The sequence below is a fragment of the Methylobacterium sp. 142-1Y genome, assembly GCF_057747795.1.
In genome coordinates this window covers 3,915,060-3,941,984 of sequence record NZ_CM173224.1, presented here as the reverse complement: position 1 = coordinate 3,941,984, position 26,925 = coordinate 3,915,060, and the positions used below count along the sequence as shown (strand labels likewise).

Here is a 26,925-nt window from a genome sequence, read left to right as displayed (position 1 = left end):
CCGGTCGCGGTTGCCTTCTGGTAGCATCGACCATTGTGCAAGGGCGCTGGATGTAGGATCCCATGCGCCAAGGCGGGATTCGGCCAGCGGGCCACCGGAGCGACGATGAGTGTGAAGCGAACGCCGACCGAACTCGGGACCCGGCCGACCGTGGCGGACGTCCCCACCGACGTGTCGGACCACCACAGCGACATCTTCTTCGCCGCCGTCGAGATGACGCGGATGCCGATGATCGTCACCGATCCGCGCCAGCCGGACAATCCGATCATCTTCGCCAACCAGGCCTTCCGGGCGATGACCGGCTACGCACCCGAGGAGCTGGTCGGCCGCAACTGCCGCTTCCTGCAGGGACCCGAGACCGACCGCGAGACGGTGTCGGAGGTGCGCCGCGCCATCGCCGAGCGCAAGGAAATCGCGACCGAGATCCTGAACTACCGCAAGAACGGCTCGACCTTCTGGAACGCGCTGTTCATCTCGCCGGTCTACGATCCGACGGGCGAGCTGGTCTATTTCTTCGGCTCGCAGCTCGACGTGTCGCGCCGGCGCGACGCCGAGGAGGCCCTGCGCCAGTCGCAGAAGATGGAAGCCCTGGGGCAACTCACCGGCGGCATCGCCCACGACTTCAACAACCTGCTCCAGGTGGTGGTCGGCTACGTCGACATCCTGCAATCGGGGCTCGAGGACCCGGCGACCGATCCGCGCCGGATGACCCGGGCGGTCGACAACATCCGCAACGCCGCCGAGCGCGCCACCACCCTGACCCAGCAGCTCCTGGCCTTCGCCCGCAAGCAGCGCCTCGACGGGCGGGCGGTGAACCTCAACAACCTCGTCGAGGGCATGCGCGACCTCGCCGGCCGCACCCTCGGCGACCGGATCGCAGTCGAGACCGACCTGCCCGAGGGCCTGTGGAACGCCCGCCTCGACCCGACCCAGACCGAGGTGGCTTTGCTCAACGTGCTGCTCAACGCCCGCGACGCGATGCCGGGCGGCGGCACCGTGACGATCAAGACCGAGAACCACGTCTTCGACGTCGACGAATTGCCCTCCGGCCTGCCCCAGACCGGGCGCTACGTCTCGGTCTCGGTGGCGGATACCGGGCTGGGCATGCCACCGGAGATCCTGGCCCGGGTGATGGAGCCGTTCTTCACCACCAAGGAGGAGGGGCGCGGCACGGGCTTAGGCCTCGCCATGGTGTACGGCTTCGCCAAGCAGTCCGGCGGCACCGTTGTGATCGAATCGCGGGCCGGCCACGGCACCACCGTGCGGCTCTACTTCCCGATGAGCGACAGCGACGAGCGTCCGGCCCCCGGCCCGGGCCATCGCGGGCTCCAGCGCGAGGGCACCGAGACGATCCTGATCGTCGACGACCGCCGCGACGTCGCCGAGCTCGCCCGGGCGATCCTGCGCGATTTCGGCTACACGACGCTGCTCGCCACCGACGGGCGCCAGGCCCTCGAATTGCTGGACAGCGGCGACCGGGTCGACCTGCTGTTCTCGGACCTGATCATGCCCGGCGGCATGAACGGCGTGATGCTCGCCCGCGAGGCGCGCCGCCGCCAGCCCCGCCTCAAGGTGCTGCTCACCACCGGCTACGCCGAGGCGTCGCTGGAGCGCACCGATGCCGGCGGCAGCGAGTTCGAGATCATCAACAAGCCCTATCGCCGGATGGAGCTGGCGCGCCGGGTGCGGGCGGTGCTGGACGGGCCGAACGGGGTGAGCTGAGACACGCTGGCGGGCGCCGGGAGGAGGATTCTTCGATGTCGCATCGCCCGACCCGCCGCGTGATGCTCGGCACCCTCGCGGCCGGCCTCCTGGCGCCCCGGCCGGGGCAGGCGACCTGCCTCCTGACCCCGCAGGCGGTGGAGGGCCCGTTCTACCTCGATCCCCGCCTGCTGCGCTCCGACATCCGGGAGGACCGGGACGGCACGCCGCTCGGGGTGACCTTGCAGGTCGTGACCTTGCGCGACTGCGTCGCCCTGCCGGCGGCCCGCGTCGATCTCTGGCATGCGGACGCGCAGGGGCGCTACTCGGGCTATCCCGACCAGGGCGATCGGGCTGCGTCCACGGTCGGCCGGACCTTCCTGCGCGGCACGCAGGTCGCCGACGCGACCGGCCGGGTGGCGTTCCGGACGATCTATCCGGGCTGGTATCCGGGCCGCACGCCCCACCTGCACGTGAAGGTGATCCTCGGCGGCCGGACGGCGCTCACGGGCCAGATCTACTTCCCCGACGCGGTGAGCGAGGCAGTCCATGCCGGACCCGCCTATGCGGGCCGCCCCCGGCGCGGCCGGATCGGCAATGCCCGCGACATCCTCCTGCGCCAGGACGACCCCGAGGGCCGGGGCATCGCGGAGGTGCGCCGGGAGGGCGGGGGGTATCAGGCGGCGCTGACGCTGGTGGTGAAGGGGGCGTGATAAATTCCGACAACGCCACGTAGTGCATGCTGCGCTCGAGCGTGCCGCCGATCTCCCGCTCCGCCTCGATCCGGCCCGGCGCCGTCAGGCCCGGGAAGTCCGGCGCGCCCTCGGGCACGGGAATGACACTGGCGCGACGCCACTCCCGTCGCCCGTGTCCTTGATCGTGACGCTCGCTGAAGGGTGGGTGCCCGTCGGCCTGCCGAAGGCGCGCTCGGTGAAGGCCCGCGGCGAGCCATGGTCGCCCTTGATGCACAAGGCATACTCCGCCCCACGGGCTTGCACGATGCGGGCCATCGCCGGGTGGCCGTGCAGGGCATCGGCGGTGACGACGCAGCCGGTCAGGTCCAGGCTCGTCGGCATCGGGATGGTCGCAAGAGGATGGCGAGCATTGGGACGCGGGGGGCGCGCGCCTCGCGGAAGATGGCCGGAACGGCACTCACCGCGCGGCCTCCCCGGGCCGAGAGACCGCTCTTTGAAGTCGCATTCAGGGCAGATCGACCCACAGCCATCTCTTGTGCGATTGCCCTGCGCAAAGGGGGGGGAGGGTTCATGCGCGGACGTCGTCGCTCCCGCACCCGCGCAGCCTCCCGTGTCGTGGGCTGTGGAGACCCTCAGATTCGGAACCCCATCCTGAGCGCCCCCCAATGCCGCCCATGGACGCGGATGGGGCTCGCGACCTCGCGCAGGGGCTGGCGGCCGGCCTCGTCCTGCGGGCAGGCCTGGACCAGGAAGGGCCGGGTCGAGCGGGCGGCAGAGAGGGCGGTGCGGTCGTCGTAGAGCCGGCGCTGGCGGGCGTGCAGGGCGTTCCAGGCCGGGTCGCCGGTCCGCGGCGCTTGCGACTGGGCGCGGTTGTACACCGGGGCGTAGCCGTTGCGGTCGACCACGATGCAGAAGGCCGTGCGCGGATCGGCCAGCAGCAGCGGCTCGAGGATCGGCGGCAGGAGGTCTTCCAGGGCCGGCACCGCGGCGGTGAGGTAGTGCGGCGGCTCGATCCCGACGACCGGGCGGTAGGTGGTGTCGAACAGGGCGTGCGGGGCGAGCCGGCCTGCGGCGAGCGCCTGTTCGAGGGTCGTGGCGACCGAGGCGGCGCCGCCTTGCGCGGCGGCGATCAGCGGCCGGTTCTCCTCCTCGACCGCCACCAGGGCGTCGCGCAGCCGCGCCTCGGACACGGCCTCCGTGACGGCGCAATGCAGGCCGCGGACGCTCGCCCCCACCACCTGCACCTGCATCCGGCCGATGCCGCGCAGATCGAGGGCGAGCCGCGCGCCGACGGCGCCGCCGCAGCCCTCCGGCGGGACCAGGAGCAGCCCGCCCCGGCTCAGGTCGAGCACCCGCCCGAGGCCCCAATTGCCGACCCGCGCGGCGAGATCGACCGGATAGCGGTCATGGACCCGCCGGTCGCCGATCTCCGCCTGGCGCAGGGACGCGACGGCCCGTCCGGCGAGCCCTCCGGCAAGGCCGGCGAGACCCGCCCCGGCGGAGCGGGCGGCCTCCATGCGCCTTGCCGCCTCGTCGGCGGCGGCCGCCGCCGCGGAAGCGTCCCCGACGAGATCGCCGGTCGATTCGGCGAGATCCTGCGCCGCGTCGGAGAGCCGCCAGGCGGAGGCGGCCTGCGCCTCGGCGGCCGCCGCCGTGGTGGCGAAGGCCGGGCGCAGGCAGGCGAGCGAGGTCGCCAGGCCCCCCATCGCCACCGCCCCGGGGCCGGAGAGGCGACGGCTCAGGGACCGCACCTCCTCCACCGCCCGGGCGGCATCGGCCGCGAGCAGCCTGAATTCCTCGGCCGCCTGCCAGAACGGCGCGCCGCCCGCCCCGGCCCGCGCGGCCTCGACGGTGGCGTTGAGGGCGAGGCGGTTGGCCTGCCGCGCCAGGGTCGCCACCGCCTCGACGACGCGGGCGGAATCCTGCGCGGCGTTCATCATCTCGGCCTGGAGCACGCGGCTCTCGGCATCGGTGCGCTCGAGATGGCGGCCGGCCTGGACCAGCACGCCGGCGAGCCCCTCGGTCTCGGCCGCGAGGGTCTCGGCGGAGGCGCCGAGCGCCCGGCCGCGGATGCCCGCCTCGTCGGCCCGGACTCCCAACGCATCGAGCCCGCGGGCGAGGGCGGCGGCGTCGGCCGCCGCAGCTCCGGTCTCGGCGCAGCCGTCCCGGGCGGCGACCCCGACGGCGCGGGCGGCCCGGACCAGTTCGGCCTCGACCCGGTCGACGGCGTCACGCCCGGCCCGGCCCGCCATGCGCTCCGGCCCGTCGACCGCCGGCGCCGGTGCGGCGAGCGGCGGCAGGATCTCGACCGCGTCGGCGGGGTCGCGGGGCGGATGGGGCGGGCGGAAGCTCAAACGCATGGCCGCATCACAGCGCGCCGCGCTTAAAGGCCGGTTAACCCTGACGATGCGTCACTGCGGCCGGCCCGGATCCGGGTGCCGGCCCGACGCGCGAGTTGCGCCGGCGGGCGTGGCCGTGGCAGGGTCCGCCCCCATTTCCGGGGTTTCGCCCCCTTCCATGAGAGACCGCCGCCGGATGAGCCGCCTGCTCTCCCGCCTCCTGCTCCTGACGCTGCTGGCCGCCCCGCCAGCCCTCGCCGAGGATGCGCCCTCCCCTGCCGCCGCCCCGCCGCCCTCGCCCGTGCGGATCGCCACCGAAGGCGGCCGCCCGCCGTTCAACTACGTCGAGGACGGCAAGCCGGCGGGGTTCGAGGTCGCCCTGGCCCAGGCCCTGTGCACGGAGGCCAAGCTCACCTGCACGATCGTGCTCCACCAGTGGGACGGCATCATCAAGGGCCTGGAGGCGGGCGAGTACGACGCCATCATGGCGGCGATGGCGATCACCCCGAAGCGGGCCGCCCGCATCGCCTTCACCAGGCCCTACATGCGGATTCCCTTCGCCTACGTGGCGCGGCAGGACACCTCGCTGCCGAACCCGACGCCGGCGACGTTGCGGGGCCGCACGATCGGCGTGGCGGCGCACGGGCCGCAGGTCGCCTATCTGGAGCAGCGGGTACCGGGCGCCGAGATCCGTACCTTCGACAGCCTCGCCGACGCGACCCTCGACCTGCGGGCCGGCCGGGTCGACGTCGTGCTGGGCGACAAGCTCGAACTCGCCAATTTCCTCGCGCGGCCCGAGGGCGAGGCCTGCTGCCGCCTCGTCGGCGAGGTGCCGGCGGGCGAGCCGCTGCTCGGCGAGGGCGCCGGGATCGGCCTGCGCAAGGGCGACACCGCCTTGCGCGAGACCGTCGAGCGGGCGCTCGCCGCGCTGATCGCGGATGGGCGCTACGACCGCCTTCGGGCGAAGTACATCCCGTTCGACACGAAGTGACGATATTTGGGTGACGACACGCGTTTGACGGGCGTAGGCGCGGCTCACTACACCGGGGGCCGACCGCCGGGATAACGGCGTGGGAGGAGCGAGCGCATGGCAAAGGTCGCGTTTCTGGGTCTCGGCGTGATGGGGGGGCCGATGGCCCGTCACCTCGCCGCCAAGGGCCATGACGTCACGGTCTACAACCGCACCAAGGCCAAGGCCGACGATTGGGTGAAGGCCCATGGCGGGAAGGCCGCGGCGACGCCGCGCGAGGCGGCGGAAGGCCAGGAGATCGTCTTCGCCTGCGTCGGCAACGACGACGACCTGCGCCAGGTCACGACCGGGCCGGACGGCGCCTTCGCGGCGATGGGCAAGGGTGCGGTCTTCGTCGATCACACCACCGCCTCGGCTGAGGTGGCCCGCGAGCTGGCGTCAGCCGCCGGGAAGGCCGGGTTCGGCTTCATCGACGCCCCGGTCTCCGGCGGCCAGGCCGGCGCCGAGAACGGCGTGCTGACGGTGATGTGCGGCGGCGATGCCGACACGTTCGCCCGGGTCGAGCCGGTGATCGGGTCGTATGCCCGCGCCTGCCGCCTGCTGGGGCCGGTCGGCGCCGGCCAGCTCGCCAAGATGATGAACCAGATCTGCATCGCCGGCCTCGTCCAGGGCCTGTCGGAGGCGGTGCATTTCGGCAAGCAGGCCGGGCTCGACATCGAGGCGGTGCTCGACGTGATCTCCAAGGGGGCCGCCGGCTCCTGGCAGATGGAGAATCGCGGCAAGACCATGAACCAGGGCAAGTTCGATTTCGGCTTCGCCGTCGACTGGATGCGCAAGGACCTGTCGATCGTGCTCGCCGAGGCCCGCCGCAACAAGGCGAAGCTCCCGGTGACGGCTTTGGTCGACCAGTTCTACGCCGAGGTGCAGAGCATGGGCGGCGGGCGCTGGGACACGTCGAGCCTGATTGCGCGGCTGGAGAAGTAAAGGCGCGCCAACCGCCTTTCGTCTCACCCTCCGCGTCATTCCGGGGCCGCGCAGCGGAGCCCGGAATCCAGAACCGCAGGTTGTTCAGGATAGAGCGGAACGCATCTCGCTTGTTTCTGCACCCTCCGCGGTTCTGGATCCCGGGCTCTCGCCTTCGGCGAGCCCCGGGATGACCCTGCGAGGGGGAAATCTGGCGCGAAAAAGCGTGCCTCTACTTCCCCACCAGGCAGCTCACCGCCTTGCGCCACCCCGCCAGCCGGCGCTCGCGCAAGCTCGGCTCCATCGCCGGAGTGAAGCGGCGCTCCAGGCGCCAATGGTCGGCGAAGTGCTCGGGCTCCGGGTAGAGGCCGCAGGCGAGGCCGGCGAGATAGGCTGCGCCCAACGCCGTCGTCTCCTTGACCTCGGGCCGGTCGACGGGGGCGGCGAGGAGGTCGGCGAGGCGCTGCATCGTCCAGTCGGAGGCGACCATGCCGCCATCGACCCGCAGCACCGTGGCGCTCCCCTCCCCGTCCGACCAGTCGGCCCGCATGGCGGCCAGAAGATCGGCGGTCTGGTAGCAGACGCTCTCCAAAGCCGCCCGGGCGAGCTCGGCCGGTCCGGTGCCGCGGGTCAGGCCGAACAGGGCGCCGCGGGCATCGGGCTCCCAATGGGGCGCGCCGAGGCCGACGAAAGCCGGCACCAGGTAGACGTCCTGCGCCGGATCGGCCCGCTCGGCGAGCGCCCCGGTCTCGGCGGCCGATTCGATGATTCCGAGCCCGTCGCGCAGCCACTGCACCGCCGCACCGGCGACGAAGATCGAGCCCTCCAGCGCGTAGGTGCGCCGGCCGTTCAGCTGATACGCGATGGTGGTGAGGAGCTTGTTCTTCGAGGCGACCGGCTGCGACCCGGTATTGAGGAGGGCGAAGCACCCGGTGCCGTAGGTCGACTTGACCATGCCGGGCCGGAAGCAGGCCTGTCCCACCGTCGCCGCCTGCTGGTCGCCGGCGACGCCCCGGATCGGGATCGCGGCGCCGAACAGCTCCGGGTCGGTCTCACCGAAATCGCCGGAGGAATCGCGCACCTCCGGCAGCATCGAGGCCGGCACGCCCAAGAGCGCCATCAGCTCGTCGTCCCAGGCACCGCGATGGATGTCGAAGAGCAGGGTGCGCGAGGCATTGGTGGCGTCGGTGACGTGGAGCCGGCCGCCGGTGAGGCGCCACAGGAGATACGAATCGACGGTGCCGAAGGCGAGTTCCCCCGCCTCGGCCCGGGCGCGGGCGCCCGGCACGTTGTCGAGGATCCAGGCGATCTTGGTGCCGGAGAAATAGGGGTCGAGGATCAGGCCGGTCTTCGCCGTCACCATCGGCTCGTGGCCCGCCTCCTTGAGGCGGGCGCAGATCCCGGCCGAGCGCCGGTCCTGCCAGACGATGGCGCGGTGCACCGCCTCGCCGGTGCGCTTGTCCCAGACGAGCGTCGTCTCGCGTTGGTTGGTGATGCCGATCGCCGCCACGTCCCGGGCCGTCACCCCGGCCTGCTTCATCGCCGCCCGGCAGGTCTCGAGCGTCGTGCGCCAGAGATCCTCCGGCTCGTGCTCGACCCAGCCCGAGGCCGGGAAATGCTGCGGGAACTCGGCCTGGGCGAGACCCGCGATCGAGGTGTCGGGCCGGAACAAAAGGGCGCGCGAGGAGGTGGTGCCCTGGTCGATGGCGAGGATGAGGGAGGACATCGGGAGGCTCTTGGCGCGGTTGCGGCGGATCTAGAGGGGCGGCGGCTCCAGGGTGGCGAGGCCGATCGTGTCGGCCGCCCGGCGAAGCCGCGTGTCGAAGGTGGCGAAGGACAGGCCGGTGACCTGGAGCAGCGCGAGGTGCAGGGCGTCGGGGCCGCGCACGCCGAGGGCGGCGTCCTCGACGATGGTGCGGGCGAGGGCGAACATCTGGCGGGTGATGGTCAGCGGGCGGCCACGGACCTCGCGCCAAGAAGTGAACAGTCCAACGACCTCGCGGGCTTCCTCGGCTTTCGCTTTGCGCTCACGCACCAACCGGGAGAGTGTCGCTGAGAATTCCAGAACGACGAGATCGGAGAAGACAGGTTGGACCGCCGGATCGAGCAGCCATGCCTCGATTCTTGAGCTTTCGGCCTCCTTGACGAAAGCTGGAAGCAGGACGTTAGTATCGCAATAGATACGGCTCACAGCCCCTCGTCCCGCATCTGACGGACAACGGCAGTGATATCGACTGGCTTGGAAAGAGTTACCCGCCGTTCGCGAAGCCGATCCATCTCCTCCTTCGTTACCGGCCGCGGCTCAGTCGGAATGAGCTGAATCAAATCCTCGTCCAGACGTGTGATGATCACCTCCTCACCCGCACTCGCCTTGGCGAGGAGTTCGGGCAAGCGGGTGATGGCGTCTTCCATCCTGTAATAGGCCATGACAACCTCCGTGGCGGCATCGGCCGCCAGGATACGGAATCCGGCCGTCCGCGAAAAGGAGAGCCGGGGCTGATGCGCCCCGGCTCCTTTAGCGTCAGCCGCGCTTCGGCGGCGAGGCCGGCCAGCTCTTGATGAGCGTGTCGTAGTCGATCGTCTCACCTTTCGGCTTCTCGTCGGCGAGCTTGCGCTGGGGGGCCAGCGTGCCGTCCTTCTTGGCCTGCTCGTACCAGTGCTCGGCCGAGGTCTTGGGGTTGAGCTTCGGGCCACACTCGCCCTGGACCTTGGAGCGCTCCAGGCGCGCCATCACGTCGTCCTGGGCGTTGGCGAGGGCGTCCATCGCCGCCTGCGGGGTCTTGGCGCCCGAGGAGGCATCGCCGATGTTCTGCCACCACAGCTGGGCGAGCTTGGGGTAGTCCGGCACGTTCACGCCGGTCGGGGTCCACTGGGTGCGGGCCGGCGACCGGTAGAACTCGACCAGGCCGCCGAGCTTCGGCGCCCGCTCGGTGAAGGACTTGTCCCAGATGTCGCTCTCACGGATGAAGGTGAGGCCGACATGGCTCTTCTTCAGGCTGACCGTCTTCGAGACGATGAACTGCTGGTAGAGCCAGGCCGCCTTGCGGCGATCGAGGGGGGTCGACTTCAAGAGGGTGAGCGAGCCGGCATCCTGGTAGCCGAGCTTCATGCCCTCCTTCCAGTACGGCCCGTGCGGCGAGGGCGCCATGCGCCATTTCGGCGTGCCGTCCTGGTTCATCACCGGGAGACCCGGCTTGACCATGTCGGCGGTGAAGGCGGTGTACCAGAAGATCTGCTGGGCGACGTTGCCCTGCGACGGCACGGGGCCGGACTCCGAGAAGGTCATGCCGGCGGCCTGGGGCGGCGCGTACTTCTTCAGCCAGTCGACATACTTGGTGACGGCGTAGACCGCGGCCGGGCCGTTGGTGTCGCCGCCGCGCTCGATCGAGGAGCCGACCGGACGGCAGCCCTCGATGCGGATGCCCCACTCGTCGACCGGCTTGCCGTTCGGGATGCCCTTGTCGCCGTTGCCGGCCATCGACAGCCACGCATCGGTGAAGCGCCAGCCGAGGGACGGGTCCTTCTTGCCGTAGTCCATGTGGCCATAGACCTTGACGCCGTCGATCTCCTTCACGTCGTTGCTGAAGAATTCGGCGATGTCCTCATAGGCCGACCAGTTGACCGGCACGCCGAGCTCGTAGCCGTACTTGGCCTTGAACTTCTGCTTGAGGTCGGCGCGGGTGAACCAGTCGTAGCGGAACCAGTACAGGTTGGCGAATTGCTGGTCGGGCAGCTGGTAGAGCTTGCCGTCCGGGCCGGTGCCGAAGGACTTGCCGATGAAGTCCTCGAGATCGAGGGTCGGCGAGGTGACGTCCTTGCCCTCGCCCTTCATGAAGTCCGACAGGGCGACGGTCTGGCCGTAGCGGAAATGGGTGCCGACGAGGTCGGAATCGTTGATCCAGCCGTCGTAGATGTTCTTGCCCGACTGCATCTGGGTCTGGATCTTTTCCACCACGTCGCCCTCCTGCAGGAGGTCGTGGCGCACCTTGATCCCGGTGATCTCGGTGAAGGCCTTCGCCAGGGTGCGGGCCTCGTATTCGTGCGTGGTCAGCGTCTCGGAGACGAAGTTGATCTCCATGCCGGCGAAGGGCTTCGCCGCATCGACGAACCACTGCATCTCCTTGAGCTGCTCGTCCTTCGACAGGGTCGAGGGCTGGAACTCGGTGTCGACCCAGCGCTTGGCTTCCTCCATGCCGGCAAAGGCGTGGCCGGCGGCGAGGCTGAGCGCGAGCGCGCTCGCGGCCGTGAGCAGAGAATGGCGTTTCATATGGTAGTCCTCCCTCTGGTGGTACTCGACCCGCCTGATGCCGGCTGGCTGCCGGACGTGGCGACGGGTTGTCTCAAGCGAAGCGGAACATCACCGCCCCGTAAACGAGCGAGAGCGCGAGCGCCCATTCCAGGCTCGGGCCGACGAGGCCGAGCCAGGCGAGATTGATGAAGGCGGTGCCGACCAGCGTCAGGAACAGCCGGTCGCCCCGGGTGGTGGGGATGCGCAGGATCCCGACCTTCTCGGTCTCCGGGCGCCACAAAGCCAAAGCGGTCATCAGGGCGAGCAGGCCGGCGATGACCGCGAAGAAGGTGGCGGTCTGCCAGGTCCAGGCCATCCAGGCGAAATCGAGCATCGGACTGGCTCTCCCCGATCACACCCGCCCGAGGGCGAAGCCCTTGGCGATGTAGTTGCGCACGAACCAGATCACGAGGGCGCCCGGCACGATGGTGAGCACGCCGGCCGCTGCGAGCAGGCCCCAATCCATGCCGGCGGCCGAGACCGTGCGGGTCATGGTGGCGGCGATGGGCTTGGCGTCGACCGAGGTCAGGGTACGCGCCAGAAGAAGCTCGACCCAGGAGAACATGAAGCAGAAGAAGGCGGCGACGCCGATGCCCGACGCGATCAGCGGCATGAAGATCTTTACGAAGAAGCGCGGGAAGGAATAGCCGTCGATCGCCGCGGTCTCGTCGATCTCGCGCGGCACGCCGGACATGAAGCCTTCGAGAATCCACACCGCCAGCGGCACGTTGAACAGGCAATGGGCGAGCGCCACCGCCCAGGGCGTGTCGAACAGGCCGACCGCCGAGTAGAGGTTGAAGAAGGGAAGCGCGAACACCGCCGGGGGCGCCATCCGGTTCGACAGCAGCCAGAAGAACAGGTGCTTGTCGCCGATGAAGCTGTAGCGCGAGAAGGCGTAGGCCGCCGGCAAAGCGAGCCCGATCGACAGGACGGTGTTGATCGCCACGTAGGACAGCGAGTTCAGGTAGCCGCCGTACCAGCTCGGATCGGTGAAGATCCGGATGTAGTTGTCGAACGTGATGGCATGCGGCCAGAGCGTCATGCCGGAATTGATCTCCTGGTTGGTCTTCAGGCTCATGTTCACGAGCCAGTAGATTGGGACCATCAGGAACAGGAGGTAGAGCGTCATCACGACATGGCGCGGGCGCATCAGGCGGCCCTCCGGTCGAGCGGGATGGTGGTGGCGGGGGCCAAGCTGCCGGCGGCGGCCGCATCGGCCGGATCGTCGGCCAGCACCGTGCGGTTGCCGGCGTCCACGTTGGTCATCACGGTGTAGAACACCCAGCAGACGCTCAGGATGATGAGGTTGTAGACCAGCGACATCGCCGCCGCCCGGCCGAGATCGAACTGACCCAAAGCCAGCTTGACGAGGTCGATCGACAGGAAGGTCGTGGCGTTGCCGGGCCCGCCGCCGGTGAGCACGAAGGGCTCGGTGTAGATCATGAACGAATCCATGAAGCGCAGCAGCACGGCGATCAGCAGGACGCGGCGCATCTTCGGCAGCTGGATCGTGCGGAAGATCGCCCACTGGCTCGCCCCGTCGATGCGGGCAGCCTGGTAATAGGCGTCGGGGATCGACTTGAGACCCGCGTAGCACAGGAGCGCGACGAGGCTGGTCCAGTGCCAGACATCCATGGTCACGATGGTGACCCAGGCGGCGAGCGCCGAGCCGGCGTAGTTGTAGTCGATGCCGAGGCTGTTGAGGGTCGCGCCGAGGAGCCCGATATCGGTGCGGGCAAAGACCTGCCAGATCGTGCCGACGACGTTCCACGGGATGAGGAGCGGCAGGGCCATCAGCACGAGGCAGAAGGCGACCGAGCGGCCCTCCCGCGGCATCGACAGGGCCACCGCGATGCCGAGCGGCACCTCGATCGCCAGGATGATCGCGGAGAACAGGAGGTTGCGCCACAGCGAATCGAAGAAGCGCTCGCCGAACTGGGTCGACGGGTCGAGCAGTTCCTGGAACCAGCCGAGGCCGTTCCAGAAGAACTGGTTGTTCCCGAACGTGTCCTGGAACGAGTAGTTGACCACGGTCATCAGCGGCAGCACCGCCGAGAAGGCGACGACGGCGAAGACCGGCAGAACGAGGAGCCAGGCCTTCTGGTTGACGGTCTTGGTCATGCGGCCTCCCCGGGCACCAGGGCGCCGTCGGCGTAGATGTGGATCTGGCGCGGATCGAGGGTCAGCGCCGCTTCCGTTCCATCGAGGCTCTGGCCCTCCGCCACCGTGGCGACGAGCGGCCGGCCGCCGAGTTCGACCCGGGCGAGGCGCTGGCGGCCGATATCGTCGATGCGCTTGACCTGCACCGGGAGCCCGAGGCCCTTCGGCGCGAGATGCACGTATTCCGGCCGGACGCCGAGCTCGATGCGCTTGCCCTTCGGCAGGTCGGAATAGTGCCGGGCGAGCGGGATGGCGTGGCCCTCGATCGTCGCGGTCGCACCCTGCACCTGGGCGGGCAGCAGGTTCATCCCCGGCGAGCCGATGAAGTGGCCGACGAAGGTGTGGGCCGGCCGCTCGAACAATTCGTCCGGCGTGCCGGTCTGCACCACCGCACCGTCATGCATCACCACCACCGTATCGGCGAAGGTCAGCGCCTCGGTCTGGTCGTGGGTGACGTAGATCATCGTCAGGTCGAGCTTGCGGTGAAGCTCCTTGAGGGTCGAGCGCAGCTGCCATTTCAGGTGCGGGTCGATGACGGTGAGCGGCTCGTCGAACAGGATCGCCGCCACGTCCGGGCGCACGAGGCCCCGGCCGAGCGAGATTTTTTGCTTCATATCCGCCGTCAGGTTGTTGGCGCGGCGGTCGAGCACCCGGGTCAGGTCGAGGAGACCGGCGATCTCCTCCACCCGCGACCGGATGGTGGCCGGCGCCACGCGGCGGTTCTTCAACGGGAAGGCCAGGTTCTCCCGCACCGTCATGGTGTCGTAGACGACCGGGAACTGGAACACCTGAGCGATGTTGCGCCCCTCGGTCGGCACCGTGGTGACGTCGCGGTCGTCGAACAGGATGCGGCCGCGGGTCGGGACCACGAGGCCCGAGATGATGTTGAGCAACGTGGACTTGCCGCAGCCGGAAGGGCCGAGCAGCGCGTAGGCCCCGCCCTGGCGCCAAACGTGGTCGATTTCCTTGAGCGCGTAATCCTGCGGCCCCTGCGGGTTCGGGCCGTAGGCGTGGGCGAGATGATCGAGGGTGATGCGGGCCATGGATCCCCTCTTGCGTCAGGCCGCCACGGGCAGGTCGAGGGCGGCCGTGCGGCCGCTTGCGTCGAACACCAGGGCATGGCGGGGGTCGAGAGTGGCGGTCACCGCCGTGCCGGGCTCCAGCCGGCGCACGCCGGCCACCAGCGCGATCAGGCGGCTCTCGCCGGCATCGACGTGGACGTAGCTCTCCGAGCCGGTGATCTCGGCGACCGAGACGGTGGCCGGCAGCGCGATCGCCTCCCCCGGCAGGGGATCGAGGGCGAGGTGATGGGCGCGAAAGCCGATCGTGTAGGCGCCGTCCGGCACACTGGCGAGCGGGCCGGTCGCCCGGACCTGGCCGCCGGTGGGAAGCAGGATCCGGCCGCCGGTCTTCGTCACGGGAAGCGTGTTGAGCGGCGGATCGGAGAAGACCTTGGCGGTGACGAGGTCCTGGGGCCGGCGGTAGACGTCCGGCGTCGGGCCGACCTGCGTGACGCGGCCCTGGTGCAGGGTGGCGGTGCGCCCGCCGAGCATCAGGGCCTCGGCCGGCTCGGTGGTGGCGTAGACGAAGATCGCGCCGGTGGCGGCGAAGATGCGCGGCAATTCCTCGCGCAGTTCCTCGCGCAGCTTGTAGTCGAGGTTCGCCAGCGGCTCGTCCATCAGCACGAGGTCGGCGCGCTTGCACAAGGCCCGGGCGATGGCGGTGCGCTGCTGCTGGCCGCCCGAGAGTTCGAGCGGCTTGCGCTTGAGGTAGGGCGTCAGCCGCAGCAATCCCGCCGCCTCCTGCACCCGCGCCTCGATCTCGCCCTTCGCGACACCCGCGACCCGCATCGGCGAAGCGATGTTCTCGTAGACCGAGAGCGAGGGGTAGTTGATGAATTGCTGGTAGACCATCGCGACGTTGCGGCGTTGCACCGGCAGCCCGGTCACGTCCTTGCCGTCGGCGATGATCCGTCCTTCGCTCGGCGCCTCGAGCCCGGCCATCAGGCGCATCAGGGTGGTCTTGCCGGCCAAGGTCTGGCCGAGCAGCACGTTGAGCGAGCCCTTGGGCAGGGCGAGGCTCACGTCGCGGATATGCGTCTCGGGGCCGACCCGCTTGGTGACGTTCTCCAGGATCAGGGTCATGGCGCCCTCCCGTCTCTTCTTGGTTAGGCCGCGTCGGACGTGGCAGCGGCGCGGCGCATGTAGTCGTCGAGGGCGGCGGCCTCGGCGGGGGCGACCCTAAGGCCGAGCTTCGAGCGGCGCCAGAGCACGTCCTCGGCGCTCACCGCCCATTCGCGCCGCATCAGGTGGCGCACCTCGCGCTCGGTGAGGTCGGCGCCGAAGAGCCGGCCGAGATCGGCGAGTCCGCGCGCCCCGCTCAGGATCTCGCGGGCATCGGTGCCGTAGGCCCGCACCAGCCGGGCGATCAGCGTCTCGGGGATTCCCGGATGCTGGCGCGCGAGCCCGGCCACCACGTCGTCGTAGCTCTCCTTCGGGAAGTTGCCACCTGGCAAGACCGCGCCAGCGGTCCACGGCGCCTTGGCGGCCGCCGGCAGGTGGTCCTTCAGCCGGTCGAGGGCCGATTCGGCCAGCCGCCGATAGGTGGTGATCTTGCCGCCGAAGACCGAGAGCATCGCCGGCTGGCCCTCCGGCGCGTCGAGGGTCAGCACGTAGTCGCGGGTGGCTTCCTGGGCCTTCGAGGCGCCGTCGTCGTAGAGCGGGCGCACGCCGGAATAGGTCCACACCACCTCGTCGCGGGTGACCGGCTCGCGAAAATATTCGCTCGCCGCGGCGCAGAGATAGGCGATCTCCTCCTCGCTCGCCTTCACGTCGGCGGGGTCGCCCGTGTAGTCGCGGTCGGTGGTGCCGATCAGCGTGAAGTCGCGCTCGTAGGGGATCGCGAAGATGATGCGCTGGTCGGCATTCTGGAAGATGTAGGCGCGGTCGTGCTGGAACAGGCGGCGCACCACGATGTGGCTGCCCTGGACGAGACGCACGCCCTCGGTGGAGTTGGCCCTCGCCACGCCGGTGAGCACGTTCGCCACCCACGGACCGGCGGCATTGACGAGGGTGCGGGCCCGCACGGTATCGCGGGCGCCGGTCTGGCGGTCCTCGACCGTCAGTTCCCACAGCCCCCCGGCGCGGGCGGCGGTGACGACCCGGGTGCGGGTGCGGATCATCGCGCCGCGCTCGGCGGCGTCGCGGGCGTTCAGCACCACGAGGCGCGAATCCTCGACCCAGCAATCCGAATATTCGAACGCGCGGCGAAAGCCGGGTTTGAGCGGCTCGCCGGCGGGATCCCGGGTGAGGTCGAGGGTGCGGGTGCCGGGCAGGCGCTTGCGGCCGCCGAGGTTGTCGTAGAGCAGGAGGCCGAGGCGCAGGAGCCAGCCGGGCCGCAAGCCCGAATGGTGCGGCAGCACGAAGCGCAGGGGCCAGACGATGTGGGGCGCCATGCCCCACAGCACCTCGCGCTCCATCAGGGCCTCGCGGACCAGGCGGAACTCGTAGTGTTCGAGGTAGCGCAGGCCGCCATGGATCAGCTTGGTCGAGGTCGAGGAGGTGCCGCTCGCCAGGTCGTTCTGCTCGAACAGCGCCACCGAGGCGCCGCGGCCGACCGCGTCGCGGGCGATGCCGCAGCCATTGATGCCGCCGCCGATCACCGCGAGGTCGAACACCCCGCGCTCGTCGCCGGGCTGCTGCCTGGGGGCCAAAGCCACCTCCCTGTCGGAGCCATTCGGCTCTTTCGTTTGCATCCTGGCGCGAATCTAGCCGCAGCCAGACGCAGGCGCAAGCGAAACCGAAAAGAGGAAGGTGCGAACGAAAGTCCGATGCTTTCGGTTCGAGTGCCTTGCGGTTTCGGCTATTCCGCGGCGTCGGAGGTCTCGTGCGCGTTCAAGCCCGCCTCGACCAGTTGGACGCGGTGGGCCGCGCACATCTCCCTCAAGACCGCGGAGGGCAGCGCGTCGGTGACGAAGGAGTCGAGCTCGCGCAGGTGGCCGACCCGGATCGGCGCCGAGCGCTCCAGCTTCAGCTTGTCGGCGACCAGGATCACCCGGCGGGCATTCTCGATGATGGCGCGGGCGACCCTGACCTCGCGATAGTCGAAATCGAGGAGCGTGCCGTCCTCGTCGATCGCCGAGACGCCGATCACCGCGTAATCGACCTTGAACTGGTTGATGAAATCGACCGCCGCCGAGCCGATCACCGCCCCGTCGGCCCGCCGCACCGGCCCGCCGGCGACGATCAGGCTCATCTTCGGGTGGCGGTAGAGCAGGGTCGCGACGTTGAGGTTGTTGGTGATGACCAGCAGATCCTCGTGGTCGCCGAGCGCGCGCGCCACCTCCTCGGTGGTGGTGCCGATATTGATGAACAGGGAGGCGTTGTTGGGGATGAGCCGGGCCGCCGCCTCGCCGATCGCCCGCTTCTCGCCATGGGCGACGAGGCGGCGGGCCTCGTAGGACACGTTCTCGACGCCCGAGGCCACCACGGCACCGCCATGGATGCGCGACAGCAGCCGGCTGTCGCACAATTCGTTCAGGTCCTTGCGGATCGTCTGCGGCGTCACTTCGAACCGCGCCGCCAGATCCTCGACGCTGACCCGCCCGTGCAGGCGGGCGAGGGCGAGGATGTCCTGCTGGCGCTGGGAAACCTGGTCGATCACGACGCGCATGCCTTGTTCTTGCCCGCGGGGAGCCGCGGGGGCGGGCATTGTCGGGGCAAGCGGGGGCGGGCGCAATCGGGCGGGATCGATCGTCCGGGGGCTGTGCCGTCTGCTACGATCGCAGGCGGAGGTGGATCATGACACGGACCCTGACGATCACGCTCGACGACGATCTCGTCGCGTTCATCGACCGTCGGATCGCCAGCGGCCGCTCTGCCTCGGCCGGGGAGGTCATCGAGGCGGGTTTGCGCTTGCTCGAAGCGCACGACACCGCGCGCGACGGGCTGCGGGCAGCGTTGATCGAGGGCGAGGCCAGCTTTGGGTTCGAAGATTTCGATGCCGACGGGTTCCTGGCATCGATGCGACGACCCGCTTTGTCATAGGTCCTGTCTAATTTTCTTCGACAATATTGACAACCACCGCGTCATTCCGGGGCCGCGCGGCGGATCCCGGAATCCAGAACCGCGGCTGTTTCAGAAAAAGGCGAGTCGCAACCCGCTCCATCCTACTCCACCTGCGGCTCTGGATTCCGGGCTCCGCTTACGCGGTCCCGGAATGACTCGGCGGGTGTCATACGCTTTCCGATTGATCGCTTCGCGATGCGGAAAGCGGCTCCGCTCAGGCGCCGCGCGGGCTGATGATACGGAATCCGGAAGTGATCTTCCGGATTCCGTATCAAATCGTCAGATGCAAACAATAAATCTCTTCAAACGATCCCCCACGCCCGGTACCGCCGCCGCTCCGTCAATTCCCGCGGCCGCGCCGATCCCAGTTCCGCCAGCATCGCCTCCACCGCCTGCGGCGTGACCGACAGCGCCCGGGCGGCGCTCGCCACCGTGACGAGGGGTGTGCCGACGAACAGGTCGACGAGGTGCGGCAGGCGCGAGGTCCGGCGCTTGCCGGTGCAGGCGCGCAGCATCACCTCGCGGGCGAGCGCCAGGCGGTCGAGGTCGCGCCCGAGGAGGCGGGCGGAGGCCTCGACCGCGCCGAGGAGGCCGGCGAGGCGATCGGTGAGCGGCAGCGCCCGCGACCAGCGCACCCGGCTCTCGCGCAGGCCCAGCGCCAGGGCCGGCAGGTGGGCACCGGCCTTGCCCCGGGCCCGCAGCAGGGCGGCCGCGGCGAGGGGTCCGCGATGGCCCGCGCGCGGAGCGGGATCGAGCACCAGCCAGGCATCGAGGGCGATCGCCGCCGCCAGCACGGCCGGGAGGTCGCGGGCCTCGTCGAGGATGTTGTGCCAGGCGGTCCCGGGATCGTCGGGTGCGGAGCGCCGGGCCGGTGCGCCCGCCGCGTGATCCGCCAGGGTGCGGCGGGTACGGGCGAGCAACTGGTCGATGGCGGCGAAGTCCGCCTCCGCCATCGCGTCCGGGTCGGGCTCGTCGTCCTCGTCCTCCGGCACGGTTCCAGCCGTCAGCGCCCAGCCGGCGCCCGGGAAAGCCCGGCCCGGAGCCGCAGCGGCGAGGCGGCGGCGCTCGGCCAGCACCGCGACGGCGCGCCCGAGGGCGAGCGTCGGCCGGCGCACATCCATCGCCGCCTCGTGCAGCACCAGATCCTCGAGTGCGACGAGCTCGCCGTCGAGATGCAGGGCGGCCTGGGCGTCGAGCAGGTGCGCCCGCGCCCGGGCGCCGTCGGCGAGCACCGGCTCGGCCCGGACGAGGCGCTCGTCGACCCGCACCAGGGCGTCGGAGGCCGTCTCCAGGGGCCCGGTCAGGCGCCGCCACGTGGCAGGACGGTGTATGGTGTCGAAATCGTAAACCATTGCGGCGTCACGATAGGGAATCCCTCACCCAAACGAAACCGGCTTTCGCTTGGTCGACTGTCGGTAGGCCGGCCGATGCCGGCACGAATTCCATGCCAGTCGATCCGCTTGACGTGGGTATTTTTCCCACATATCCATCAGCCGGCCGCCGCAATTTCGCTGCCGCGGCGGCGTATTGACCCGCCCGGCCCGGCAGCCCTACGGCGACGAGGTCACCGATGATCCATCCCGACGCCGCGCCGGTTGCGGGCGTGCTCCAGCCCTTCGCCGAGACGATCCTGCCCTCCTCCCCCGTCGCCATCGGCATCACCGTGTTCCGCCCGGATGCGGCGCAGCTCGCGGCCCTGCGCGCCCGTATCGAGGCGGAATCGCGCCTGACCATCGTGTTCGACAATGGCGGCCTGCCCGCGGACGACGCGGCCCATCTCGCCGGGTGCGGCGCCCGGGTGCTGTCGGCGGGGGAGAATATCGGAATCGGCGGCGCCCTCGACGCCATCGCCCGGGCGGCGATCGAGGCCGGCGCGACCCAGGTGCTCCTCCTCGACCAGGATGCGGTCTTCACGCCCGGGCAGGTCTCGGAGCTGGAAGCCGCGCTGGCGCGGCTGCGGAGTTTGAGCCTGCCGCCGGCCGTGGTCGGCCCGCGTCCCGAAGCGGCACCCGGCCGCAAGGCGCCGGCTTATCCGCGTCGGCCGGAATTCCCGGATTACGGCTCCCTCGTGCCGGTCGAGTTCCTGGCGACCTCCGGCTCGCTCGTCGATCTCGCGGCCTATGCGCGGATCGGCCCGTTCCGGGACGACTTCTTCATCGACGGCGTCGACCTCGAATGGTGCTTCCGCGCCTGGAGCCTCGGCTATGGCTGCTGGATGGAGACGGGCACCGCCCTGCCCCACCGGGTCGGCGCCGGGGTGATCCGCTCCCGGCTTCTCGGCATCGAGATGCCGCGCCAGCCGCTGTTCCGGATGGGGGCCTACCTGCGCAACAGCGTCTATGCCTGGCGGCTGCCGCACGTGCCCCGGCGCTGGAAGACGCGGCAGGCCGCCTACCTGCCGCTCCAGGCCCTGCTCTACTGGGCCGATTCCGGCTACCGCCCCGGCGTGCTCGCCCATCTCTGCGGCGCGGCGCTCGACGGCCTGCGCGGCCGGCTCGGGCGGCCGCCGGGACTGCCGCAAGCATTGCCGAAAGACCCGTCATGACCGAGACCGCTCCGGACGCCGCCCTCGACGTGGTGATCGTCAACTGGAACGGCGGCGCCCTGCTGCGAGCCTGCCTCGCCAGCCTGGCGGCGGCGGAAAGCCACCTCGGAAACACCCTCTCCTTGCGGGTCGTCGTCGTCGACAACGCCTCGCGCGACGGCTCGCTCAAGGACCTGCCGTCCTTGCGACACGGCCCGGCGGTGATCGCCAATCCCGACAACCAGGGCTTCGGCCGGGCCTGCAATGCCGGGGCGGCGCGGGGGCAGGCGCCCGCGATCCTGTTCCTCAACCCCGATGCGCGGGTCACGGGCGAGAGCCTCGCCGGGGCGCATGCGGCCCTGATGGCGGAGCCGGGCACCGGCATCGTCGGCGCGCAGCTCCTCGACGAGGCGGGCCGCGTGCAGCGTTCCTGCGCGAGGCGGCCGAGCGCCGTCTCGCTGGTCGGCCAGGCGCTCCTCCTCGACCGGGCGCGGCTGGTGCCCTCCCATTTCATGACCGAGTGGGATCATGGCGAGGACCGGGCGGTGGATCAGGTGATGGGCGCCTTCCTGATGATCCGGCGCTCGCTCTTCACGGCGCTCGGCGGCTTCGACGAGCGGTTCTTCGTCTATTACGAGGATGTCGATCTCTGCGCCCGGGCCTGGGATGCGGGCCTTGCCGTACGCCACCTCGCCGGCATCACCGTGCGGCACGAGGGCCAGGGCACTACCCGGGCGGCCAAGGCCCATCGGCTGGCCTGCTTCCTCGAGAGCCAGATCCGCTACGCCGCCAAGCACCACGGCCGGGCGACGGCGCTGGCGCTCGTGGCGACGGCCTTCGGCGCGCAGGTGCCGCTGCGCCTCGTCCAGGCGCTGGCGCGGCGCTCGCGGGAAGAGGCCGGCGAGATCGTGCGCGGGGCGGGCCTGCTCGCCCGGGCGCTGCCCGGCCTGATGCGGGCGATCGGCACCCGATGAGCGATTGCCGGTGAGACCTCGCCGATGAGCCCCCTGCCCTACGGTTTTCCGGCAACAGCCCGCGGACAATCGCGCGCAGGCCCAGTCGTCGCCCTGGCAACCCGGCGCGGGACTGCCTAGAGCTTCAGGCGATGGCGGGAAGACCGCCGCGCCGGAGACGAAGCGGTAACAGTGACCTGAGAGCATCCCCGCCGGGTACGGCTCTCGCGGCAAGTTCGGACCTCTCCATGCTTCACGGTAAGAAGATCGCCGTCGTCCTGCCGGCCTACAATGCCGCGGCGACCTTGCGGCGCACCTATGCCGAAATCCCCCTCGACATCGTCGACGACGTCATCCTGGTCGACGATGCCAGCCGCGACGACACCGTGGCGGTGGCCGGCGAGCTCGGCCTGACGGTCGTGCGCCATCCGCGGAATTGCGGCTACGGCGGCAACCAGAAGACCTGCTACCGCACGGCGCTCGCCCGCGGCGCCGACATCGTGGTGATGCTCCACCCCGATTACCAATATGCCCCGCGCCTCGTCACCGCGATGGCCTCGATGATCGTCTCGGGCGAGTACGACGCGGTGCTGGCCTCGCGCATCCTCGGCAAGGGGGCGCTCGTCGGCGGCATGCCGCTCTACAAGTACGTCGCCAATCGCGGCCTCACCTTCGTGCAGAACATCCTGATGGGGCAGAAGCTGTCGGAGTACCACAGCGGCTACCGCGCCTGGAGCCGCCCGGTGCTGGAGGCACTGCCCCTCGACCGCTGCTCGGACGATTTCGTCTTCGACAACCAGATGCTGGCCCAGGCGATGGACGCCGAATTCCGCATCGGCGAAATCTCCTGCCCGACGCGCTACTTCGCCGAGGCCTCCTCGATCAACTTCCGCCGCAGCGTCGTCTACGGCCTCGGCGTGCTGAAGACCTCGCTCGTCTACCGGCTGCACCGCTGGGGCCTCAGGGCCGATCCGCTCTTCGGGCCCGCTGCCCCCAAGCCCGTGCAGGCGCGGCCGTGACGCGCCGCACCCTGGCCTCCGCGGGCATTCTGGCCGGCCTCGCCACCCTGGCGTTCCTGCCCCTCGGGCTCGGCCTGGTGGCGCCCGGCACGCCGGGGGACATGGTGGCCTGGCTCTCGGCCCTGTGCGAGCGCCAGGGCGCCGCCGGGCCGATGGTGCTGGTCGCGGCCCAGGCCCTGATCGCGGCGAGCGGCGTGCTGCCGGCCTCGCTGCTCGGCATCGCCGCCGGCACGCTGCTCGGCCTCGGTGCGGGCTTCGCCGCGGCGGCGGCCGGCACGATGGCGGGAGCGCTGCTGAGCTTCTGGATCGGCCGGGGGCTGCTGCGCGGGCGCCGGCCCGGCTTCCTCACCGGCGGGCGCTGGGTCGCCGCCCTCGACCGCTCGGTGGCGGCGGAGGGCTGGCGCCTCGTCTGCCTGATGCGGCTCTCCCCGGTGATGCCGTTCGCGCCGACGAGCTACGCGCTCAGCCTGAGCAGCGTGCGGCTCGCCGATTACCTGCTCGGCACCCTGGCGGCGCTGCCGGCGCTCCTCGTCTACGTGATGCTGGGCGCGCTCGGGCGTACCGCGCTCGCCGGCGAGGCGGAGTGGCTGCGCGGCGGCATCCTCGTCCTCGGCTTGGGCGCCACCGTGCTGCTGGTGCGCAAGCTCAAGCGCCTCGCCGGGCGCCTCGCGGGCGAGCAGCCGTGACGGGTCCCATCGACTGGACGGGGCCACGGGTCTGGTGCGCGGCCTTCGCGGCCCTCGGCCTGCCGCTCTGCCTGCTCCTCGCCGTCCTCGTGCCCTTCGGCGAGGTGGCGGACGAATCCGCCCACCTGCTGCGGGCGGTGGCCCTCCTCGACGGCCAGGTCGTCGGCCACCGGGAGACCGTGACCTATTCCGACGGCGTCAGCCGCCCGGCCGTCGGCGTCACCGTCGATCCGGCCTGGGAGGTCCTGAGCCGCAGCCGGGCGCTCGCGCCCGACAAGATTCCGGAGCCCGAGCCGATGCCGGCGCCCGGCCGCCCGGCCTTCCTGCCGCTCTACACCATCGGCACCTACTTCCCGGGCTTCTACGTCCCGGCCGCCCTCGGGATCGGCCTCGGGCAGGCGCTCGGGCTCACGCCGGCCAAGGCGGCCCTCCTCGGGCGGCTCGCCAATGGGGCGGCCTACGGTGCCCTCGGGCTCGCGGCTCTGGCGCTGGCCCGGCGCGGCCGTCCCCTCCTCTTCGGGGTCCTGGTCCTGCCGATGAGCCTGTCGCTCGCCGCGTCCCCCAACCAAGACGCCCTGATGATCGCCGCCTGCGCGCTCGCCGCCGCGCTGCTGACCGGGGAGGAATCGTGGCGCCGAGGCGTGGCCGCCCTCCTGATCGCCCTGGTGGTGCTGGCCAAGCCGCCCTATGCGGCGATCGCCGCGATGCTGCTGGTGCCGCTGCCGCTGCGTTTCTGGGTGAACCCGCTCTTCTGGCGCCGGGTCGGAATCGCCGTGCTGGCGGTGCTGCCGGGCATCGCCTGGACCCTCCTCGTCACGACCCGCATCGCGACGCCGGTGCCGCGTCTGGCTTACGAGGCCGGCCCGCTCTGGCCCGGCCCGCGCCCGGCGCCTTTCCTCGGCACCGACACGGGGGCGCAGGCCCGGATCCTGCTCGATCATCCCGGCCTGCTCCTCACCCTGCCGGCACAGTGCCTGTTCGCGGTCAAGCGCGCCCTGACGCTCGCCGCCGGCGCGATCGGCCTCTTCGGCTGGGCCGACAAGCCGTTGCCGGCCGTCGTGTACGCGGCCTGGGGCGCCGGTCTCGCCGGGCTCGCGGTCCTGTGCGGGCGAAGCATCCGGCTGCGCGGGATCGACCTGGCGCTGCTCGTGACCGCGGCCCTCGTCACCGCCTGGCTCGTCGCCATCTCGCAGTACCTGTCCTGGACGAATGTCGGCGAGGTGCGGATCGACGGGCCGCAGGGGCGCTATTTCCTGCCGCTGATCCCGATGCTCGTCCTCGCCGCCGCACCGCGTCCCGCCGGGGTCTCCGGGTTGCGCTGGGCCTTCGTCATCGCTACCGCGGTGGCGGCCCTCGACCTCGTCGCGGTGCCGCTCGCGACCGCGCGGATGTTCTGAGGGCGGAGCGGGCCGATCGAATTCACGCGCCGGATCGTGCGGGTTTCCCCCTCTCCCCGCGGGCGGGGAGAGGCCTTCGCACCCCTTGCCGGGTGCGAAGGGAGCCCGCGCAGCGAACCACAGGTTCGCCGCGAGGGTGAGGGGGTGATGCCGGATGAGGCTCCTCCGGAACCGCCCCCTCACCCTCGCTTCGGCTACGCCTCCGCTTGCCGTGTCTCCTGGACGTCGACACGGCCCTCTCCCCGCAACGAAGTCGGGCTTGTCCGACTTCGTTCTTCGCATGCAGATTCCGGGCAAGCCCGGGATCTGTCGGGGAGAGGAGAGAACCCGCGCCAGCTGGATGCGAGCGGCGCCCGACAGGACCGCATGACCCCCTCCCCTCCCCTCTCGAATCCCGCCCCATGCGCGCATTGATCGACCTCCTCCGCGCCATGACCCCGCGCGAGCGCCGCCGCGCCGGGCTGATCGGAGCCGGGCTGGCGCTCGCCGCCCTGCTCGAAGTGGTCGGCGTCGCCTCGGTGGTGCCGTTCCTGACGCTGGTCGGCGATCCCGGCGCGGCGGCGCGGGTCCCGGCGCTCGGCGCCCTTCGCGACGGTCTGGGCCTGACCGACGACCGCACCTTCCTGATCGTGGTCGGGCTGGCGGCGCTTCTCGCCATCCTCACCACCTCCTGCGTCAATGCCGGGCTCACCTACGCCCAGCTGCGCTTCAGCCACAGCGTCGGCTACGGCTTCGCCCGCCGCCTGCTGTTTCGCACGATCGACCGGGAGCGGCTGTTCTTCACCACCGCCAACAGCGCCGAGCTCGCCAAGACGATCCTGAGCGAGACCGACCGCCTCGTCGTCGGCGTGCTGACGCCGGCCACCGTCATCGCCTCGCGGGCGACCTCGGCGCTCGCCGTCATCGCCTTCCTGCTCGTGGTGTCGCCGCGCCTGGCGCTGATCCTCGGCGCCGGCTTCGGCGGGCTCTATGTCGGCATCTTCCTGGTGGTGCGGGCGCGGCTCGCCCGCATCGGCGCCCGGGCCGTGGCCGGCAATGCGGGCCGGTTCCAGGTGGTGCACGAGACCTTGGGCGGCCTCACCGAACTGAAGCTCTACGGCCGGGCGCAGGCCTTCGCGAGCCGGTTCGAGGCCCCCGCCCGCACCTATGCGCAAGCGAGCGCCGAGAGCCTGCTCACCGGGCAGCTGCCGCGCTTCGTCATCGAGGCGCTCGCCTTCGGCGGCGTGATCGTGGTGGTGCTGTTCGCGCTCTCGCAGGGGCTCGACACCGCCGGCATCCTGCCGCTGCTCGGCCTCTTCGCCTTCGCGGGCTACCGGATGCTGCCGGCCTTCCAGAACGTGTTCAACGCGCTGGCGCTCCTGCGCTTCACCCTGCCAGCGGTGCGGCTGGTGGTCGACGGGCTCGCGGGCGAGCGCCCCCTGCTCCCCCGGCCCCCCGAGCGCCTGCCGTTCCGCGAGGCGATCCGCCTTGATCGCCTTGGATTCGACTACGAGCCCGGCCGCCCGGCGCTCTCGGGTGTCACTCTGACGATTCCGGCCCACACCACGGTCGGCCTCGTCGGCCGCACCGGCTCGGGCAAGTCGACGCTGATCGGCCTGATCCTCGGCTTCCTGCATCCGACCACCGGCCGCATCGCCGTCGATGGCGTGACGCTCGATGCCGCCACCCTGCCGGCCTGGCAGAACCGCATCGGCTACGTCCCGCAGGACATCTTCCTGATCGACGGCACCATCGCGGAGAACATCGCCTTCGGCCTCGACACGATCGACCCGGCGGCGGTGGAGCGGGCGGCCAGGCTCGCCGGTGCGCACGACTTCGTCGCCGCCCTGCCGGAGGCCTACGCCACCCGCGTCGGCGAGCGCGGCGCCCGGCTCTCCGGCGGCCAGCGCCAGCGCATCGGCATCGCCCGGGCGCTCTACCACGACCCCGACGTGATCGTGTTCGACGAGGCGACCTCCGCCCTCGACAGCGAGACCGAGGGGGTGGTGATGCGGGCGGTGCAGGGGCTTGCCGGCACCCGCACGCTCATCATGATCGCCCACCGCCTCACCAGCCTCGCGGGCGCCGATACCGTGCACGTGCTGGAGGGCGGACGGATCGTCGCCTCGGGCCCGCCGGAGCAGGTGCTGCCGCAGGTGCGGGCGGGGGAGCAGGCGTGATCGTG

Annotated in this window: 25 protein-coding genes; 11 read left to right on the top strand and 14 right to left on the bottom strand. The window is 70.9% G+C overall.

What is annotated here, in order from left to right; all coding sequences use genetic code 11:
- Positions 1 to 105: 105 nt before the first annotated feature.
- A complete protein-coding gene (locus AC3AOF_RS18020) occupies positions 106 to 1,722 on the top strand; it encodes a hybrid sensor histidine kinase/response regulator (protein WP_236989557.1) in 1,617 nt (538 codons plus the stop codon).
- Positions 1,723 to 1,757: 35 nt separating this feature from the next.
- Positions 1,758 to 2,414: an intradiol ring-cleavage dioxygenase gene (locus AC3AOF_RS18015; RefSeq protein ID WP_488346086.1), complete on the top strand. Its 657-nt coding sequence runs from the start codon at positions 1,758 to 1,760 to the stop codon at positions 2,412 to 2,414.
- Positions 2,415 to 2,498: 84 nt separating this feature from the next.
- Here AC3AOF_RS18015 and AC3AOF_RS18010 read toward each other — a convergent pair whose 3' ends face one another.
- Complete coding sequence (locus AC3AOF_RS18010) at positions 2,499 to 2,777, bottom strand: hypothetical protein (protein ID WP_488346085.1); 279 nt, start codon at positions 2,775 to 2,777, stop codon at positions 2,499 to 2,501.
- Positions 2,778 to 3,028: 251 nt separating this feature from the next.
- Positions 3,029 to 4,756 (bottom strand): PilZ domain-containing protein, encoded by a 1,728-nt coding sequence (locus tag AC3AOF_RS18005; protein WP_488346084.1) that lies wholly within the window; start codon positions 4,754 to 4,756, stop codon positions 3,029 to 3,031.
- Positions 4,757 to 4,931: 175 nt separating this feature from the next.
- Between AC3AOF_RS18005 and AC3AOF_RS18000 the strand changes: the two genes are divergently transcribed.
- Together AC3AOF_RS18000 and AC3AOF_RS17995 are read left to right on the top strand one after the other, a co-directional pair.
- Positions 4,932 to 5,726, top strand: a complete 795-nt coding sequence (locus AC3AOF_RS18000) for an ABC transporter substrate-binding protein (RefSeq protein ID WP_488346083.1) — start codon at positions 4,932 to 4,934, stop codon at positions 5,724 to 5,726.
- A gap of 96 nt (positions 5,727 to 5,822) precedes the next feature.
- Positions 5,823 to 6,689, top strand: a complete 867-nt coding sequence (locus AC3AOF_RS17995; RefSeq protein WP_236989561.1) for an NAD(P)-dependent oxidoreductase — start codon at positions 5,823 to 5,825, stop codon at positions 6,687 to 6,689.
- 211 nt (positions 6,690 to 6,900) lie between these two features.
- Here the strand turns inward: AC3AOF_RS17995 and glpK are convergent, their stop codons facing one another.
- From glpK to AC3AOF_RS17940, 11 genes are all read right to left on the bottom strand, one after another.
- Positions 6,901 to 8,394 carry a glycerol kinase GlpK gene (gene glpK / locus AC3AOF_RS17990; protein ID WP_236989562.1) on the bottom strand — a complete coding sequence of 498 codons (1,494 nt, stop codon included), beginning with the start codon at positions 8,392 to 8,394 and terminating at the stop codon, positions 6,901 to 6,903.
- A gap of 30 nt (positions 8,395 to 8,424) precedes the next feature.
- Complete coding sequence (locus tag AC3AOF_RS17985) at positions 8,425 to 8,859, bottom strand: type II toxin-antitoxin system VapC family toxin (RefSeq protein WP_488346082.1); 435 nt, start codon at positions 8,857 to 8,859, stop codon at positions 8,425 to 8,427.
- Entirely contained in the window at positions 8,856 to 9,095 is a 240-nt protein-coding gene (locus AC3AOF_RS17980) for a type II toxin-antitoxin system Phd/YefM family antitoxin (RefSeq protein WP_203157428.1), read from the bottom strand. The genes AC3AOF_RS17985 and AC3AOF_RS17980 overlap by 4 nt, the downstream gene beginning before the upstream one ends.
- A gap of 94 nt (positions 9,096 to 9,189) precedes the next feature.
- Positions 9,190 to 10,935 (bottom strand): ABC transporter substrate-binding protein, encoded by a 1,746-nt coding sequence (locus tag AC3AOF_RS17975; protein ID WP_488346081.1) that lies wholly within the window; start codon positions 10,933 to 10,935, stop codon positions 9,190 to 9,192.
- A 73-nt stretch (positions 10,936 to 11,008) separates the two neighbouring features.
- Positions 11,009 to 11,290, bottom strand: a complete 282-nt coding sequence (locus AC3AOF_RS17970; protein WP_236989565.1) for a DUF2160 domain-containing protein — start codon at positions 11,288 to 11,290, stop codon at positions 11,009 to 11,011.
- An 18-nt stretch (positions 11,291 to 11,308) separates the two neighbouring features.
- Positions 11,309 to 12,106 (bottom strand): carbohydrate ABC transporter permease, encoded by a 798-nt coding sequence (locus AC3AOF_RS17965; RefSeq protein WP_048449309.1) that lies wholly within the window; start codon positions 12,104 to 12,106, stop codon positions 11,309 to 11,311.
- Positions 12,106 to 13,077 carry a carbohydrate ABC transporter permease gene (locus AC3AOF_RS17960; RefSeq protein ID WP_207178149.1) on the bottom strand — a complete coding sequence of 324 codons (972 nt, stop codon included), beginning with the start codon at positions 13,075 to 13,077 and terminating at the stop codon, positions 12,106 to 12,108. The genes AC3AOF_RS17965 and AC3AOF_RS17960 overlap by 1 nt, the downstream gene beginning before the upstream one ends.
- Positions 13,074 to 14,159, bottom strand: a complete 1,086-nt coding sequence (locus AC3AOF_RS17955; protein WP_488346080.1) for an ABC transporter ATP-binding protein — start codon at positions 14,157 to 14,159, stop codon at positions 13,074 to 13,076. Before AC3AOF_RS17955 ends, AC3AOF_RS17960 begins: the two co-directional genes overlap by 4 nt.
- Positions 14,160 to 14,174: 15 nt before the next feature.
- The gene (locus AC3AOF_RS17950; RefSeq protein ID WP_236989569.1) at positions 14,175 to 15,260 is read right to left on the bottom strand and encodes an ABC transporter ATP-binding protein; all 1,086 of its coding nucleotides are present in this window, start codon (positions 15,258 to 15,260) and stop codon (positions 14,175 to 14,177) included.
- A gap of 23 nt (positions 15,261 to 15,283) precedes the next feature.
- Positions 15,284 to 16,828, bottom strand: coding sequence for a glycerol-3-phosphate dehydrogenase (gene glpD, locus AC3AOF_RS17945; RefSeq protein ID WP_488346079.1), 1,545 nt, complete (start codon positions 16,826 to 16,828; stop codon positions 15,284 to 15,286).
- A gap of 149 nt (positions 16,829 to 16,977) precedes the next feature.
- Entirely contained in the window at positions 16,978 to 17,775 is a 798-nt protein-coding gene (locus AC3AOF_RS17940) for a DeoR/GlpR family DNA-binding transcription regulator (protein ID WP_488349012.1), read from the bottom strand.
- 140 nt (positions 17,776 to 17,915) lie between these two features.
- Here AC3AOF_RS17940 and AC3AOF_RS17935 point away from each other — a divergent pair, with 140 nt between their 5' ends.
- Positions 17,916 to 18,161, top strand: a complete 246-nt coding sequence (locus tag AC3AOF_RS17935; protein WP_488346078.1) for a type II toxin-antitoxin system ParD family antitoxin — start codon at positions 17,916 to 17,918, stop codon at positions 18,159 to 18,161.
- A 323-nt stretch (positions 18,162 to 18,484) separates the two neighbouring features.
- Here AC3AOF_RS17935 and AC3AOF_RS17930 read toward each other — a convergent pair whose 3' ends face one another.
- On the bottom strand, positions 18,485 to 19,534 hold the full coding sequence (locus AC3AOF_RS17930; RefSeq protein WP_488346077.1) for an RHE_PE00001 family protein: 1,050 nt from the start codon (positions 19,532 to 19,534) through the stop codon (positions 18,485 to 18,487).
- A gap of 218 nt (positions 19,535 to 19,752) precedes the next feature.
- Between AC3AOF_RS17930 and AC3AOF_RS17925 the strand changes: the two genes are divergently transcribed.
- The 6 genes from AC3AOF_RS17925 (at position 19,753) to AC3AOF_RS17900 (ending at position 26,920) form a co-directional block, all read left to right on the top strand.
- The gene (locus AC3AOF_RS17925; RefSeq protein ID WP_488346076.1) at positions 19,753 to 20,727 is read left to right on the top strand and encodes a glycosyltransferase family protein; all 975 of its coding nucleotides are present in this window, start codon (positions 19,753 to 19,755) and stop codon (positions 20,725 to 20,727) included.
- Positions 20,724 to 21,680 carry a glycosyltransferase family 2 protein gene (locus AC3AOF_RS17920; protein WP_488346075.1) on the top strand — a complete coding sequence of 319 codons (957 nt, stop codon included), beginning with the start codon at positions 20,724 to 20,726 and terminating at the stop codon, positions 21,678 to 21,680. Before AC3AOF_RS17925 ends, AC3AOF_RS17920 begins: the two co-directional genes overlap by 4 nt.
- Positions 21,681 to 21,907: 227 nt before the next feature.
- The gene (locus AC3AOF_RS17915) at positions 21,908 to 22,678 is read left to right on the top strand and encodes a glycosyltransferase family 2 protein (RefSeq protein ID WP_236989576.1); all 771 of its coding nucleotides are present in this window, start codon (positions 21,908 to 21,910) and stop codon (positions 22,676 to 22,678) included.
- Complete coding sequence (locus AC3AOF_RS17910; RefSeq protein ID WP_236989577.1) at positions 22,675 to 23,364, top strand: TVP38/TMEM64 family protein; 690 nt, start codon at positions 22,675 to 22,677, stop codon at positions 23,362 to 23,364. The genes AC3AOF_RS17915 and AC3AOF_RS17910 overlap by 4 nt, the downstream gene beginning before the upstream one ends.
- On the top strand, positions 23,361 to 24,761 hold the full coding sequence (locus tag AC3AOF_RS17905) for a DUF2142 domain-containing protein (RefSeq protein ID WP_488346074.1): 1,401 nt from the start codon (positions 23,361 to 23,363) through the stop codon (positions 24,759 to 24,761). Before AC3AOF_RS17910 ends, AC3AOF_RS17905 begins: the two co-directional genes overlap by 4 nt.
- Before the next feature lie 401 nt (positions 24,762 to 25,162).
- Entirely contained in the window at positions 25,163 to 26,920 is a 1,758-nt protein-coding gene (locus tag AC3AOF_RS17900; RefSeq protein WP_488346073.1) for an ABC transporter ATP-binding protein, read from the top strand.
- Positions 26,921 to 26,925 lie beyond the last annotated feature (5 nt).

Excerpts from the sequence above, each read along its gene's own strand:
- AC3AOF_RS18020 (WP_236989557.1), top strand. The coding sequence starts at position 106 with ATGAGTGTGAAGCGAACGCCGACCGAACTCGGGACCCGGCCGACCGTG.
- AC3AOF_RS18015 (WP_488346086.1), top strand. The coding sequence starts at position 1,758 with ATGTCGCATCGCCCGACCCGCCGCGTGATGCTCGGCACCCTCGCGGCC.
- AC3AOF_RS18010 (WP_488346085.1), bottom strand. The coding sequence starts at position 2,777 with ATGCCGACGAGCCTGGACCTGACCGGCTGCGTCGTCACCGCCGATGCC.
- AC3AOF_RS18005 (WP_488346084.1), bottom strand. The coding sequence starts at position 4,756 with ATGCGTTTGAGCTTCCGCCCGCCCCATCCGCCCCGCGACCCCGCCGAC.
- AC3AOF_RS18000 (WP_488346083.1), top strand. The coding sequence starts at position 4,932 with ATGAGCCGCCTGCTCTCCCGCCTCCTGCTCCTGACGCTGCTGGCCGCC.
- AC3AOF_RS17995 (WP_236989561.1), top strand. The coding sequence starts at position 5,823 with ATGGCAAAGGTCGCGTTTCTGGGTCTCGGCGTGATGGGGGGGCCGATG.
- glpK (WP_236989562.1), bottom strand. The coding sequence starts at position 8,394 with ATGTCCTCCCTCATCCTCGCCATCGACCAGGGCACCACCTCCTCGCGC.
- AC3AOF_RS17980 (WP_203157428.1), bottom strand. The coding sequence starts at position 9,095 with ATGGCCTATTACAGGATGGAAGACGCCATCACCCGCTTGCCCGAACTC.
- AC3AOF_RS17975 (WP_488346081.1), bottom strand. The coding sequence starts at position 10,935 with ATGAAACGCCATTCTCTGCTCACGGCCGCGAGCGCGCTCGCGCTCAGC.
- AC3AOF_RS17970 (WP_236989565.1), bottom strand. The coding sequence starts at position 11,290 with ATGCTCGATTTCGCCTGGATGGCCTGGACCTGGCAGACCGCCACCTTC.
- AC3AOF_RS17965 (WP_048449309.1), bottom strand. The coding sequence starts at position 12,106 with ATGCGCCCGCGCCATGTCGTGATGACGCTCTACCTCCTGTTCCTGATG.
- AC3AOF_RS17960 (WP_207178149.1), bottom strand. The coding sequence starts at position 13,077 with ATGACCAAGACCGTCAACCAGAAGGCCTGGCTCCTCGTTCTGCCGGTC.
- AC3AOF_RS17955 (WP_488346080.1), bottom strand. The coding sequence starts at position 14,159 with ATGGCCCGCATCACCCTCGATCATCTCGCCCACGCCTACGGCCCGAAC.
- AC3AOF_RS17950 (WP_236989569.1), bottom strand. The coding sequence starts at position 15,260 with ATGACCCTGATCCTGGAGAACGTCACCAAGCGGGTCGGCCCCGAGACG.
- AC3AOF_RS17935 (WP_488346078.1), top strand. The coding sequence starts at position 17,916 with ATGACACGGACCCTGACGATCACGCTCGACGACGATCTCGTCGCGTTC.
- AC3AOF_RS17930 (WP_488346077.1), bottom strand. The coding sequence starts at position 19,534 with ATGGTTTACGATTTCGACACCATACACCGTCCTGCCACGTGGCGGCGC.
- AC3AOF_RS17925 (WP_488346076.1), top strand. The coding sequence starts at position 19,753 with ATGATCCATCCCGACGCCGCGCCGGTTGCGGGCGTGCTCCAGCCCTTC.
- AC3AOF_RS17920 (WP_488346075.1), top strand. The coding sequence starts at position 20,724 with ATGACCGAGACCGCTCCGGACGCCGCCCTCGACGTGGTGATCGTCAAC.
- AC3AOF_RS17915 (WP_236989576.1), top strand. The coding sequence starts at position 21,908 with ATGCTTCACGGTAAGAAGATCGCCGTCGTCCTGCCGGCCTACAATGCC.
- AC3AOF_RS17900 (WP_488346073.1), top strand. The coding sequence starts at position 25,163 with ATGCGCGCATTGATCGACCTCCTCCGCGCCATGACCCCGCGCGAGCGC.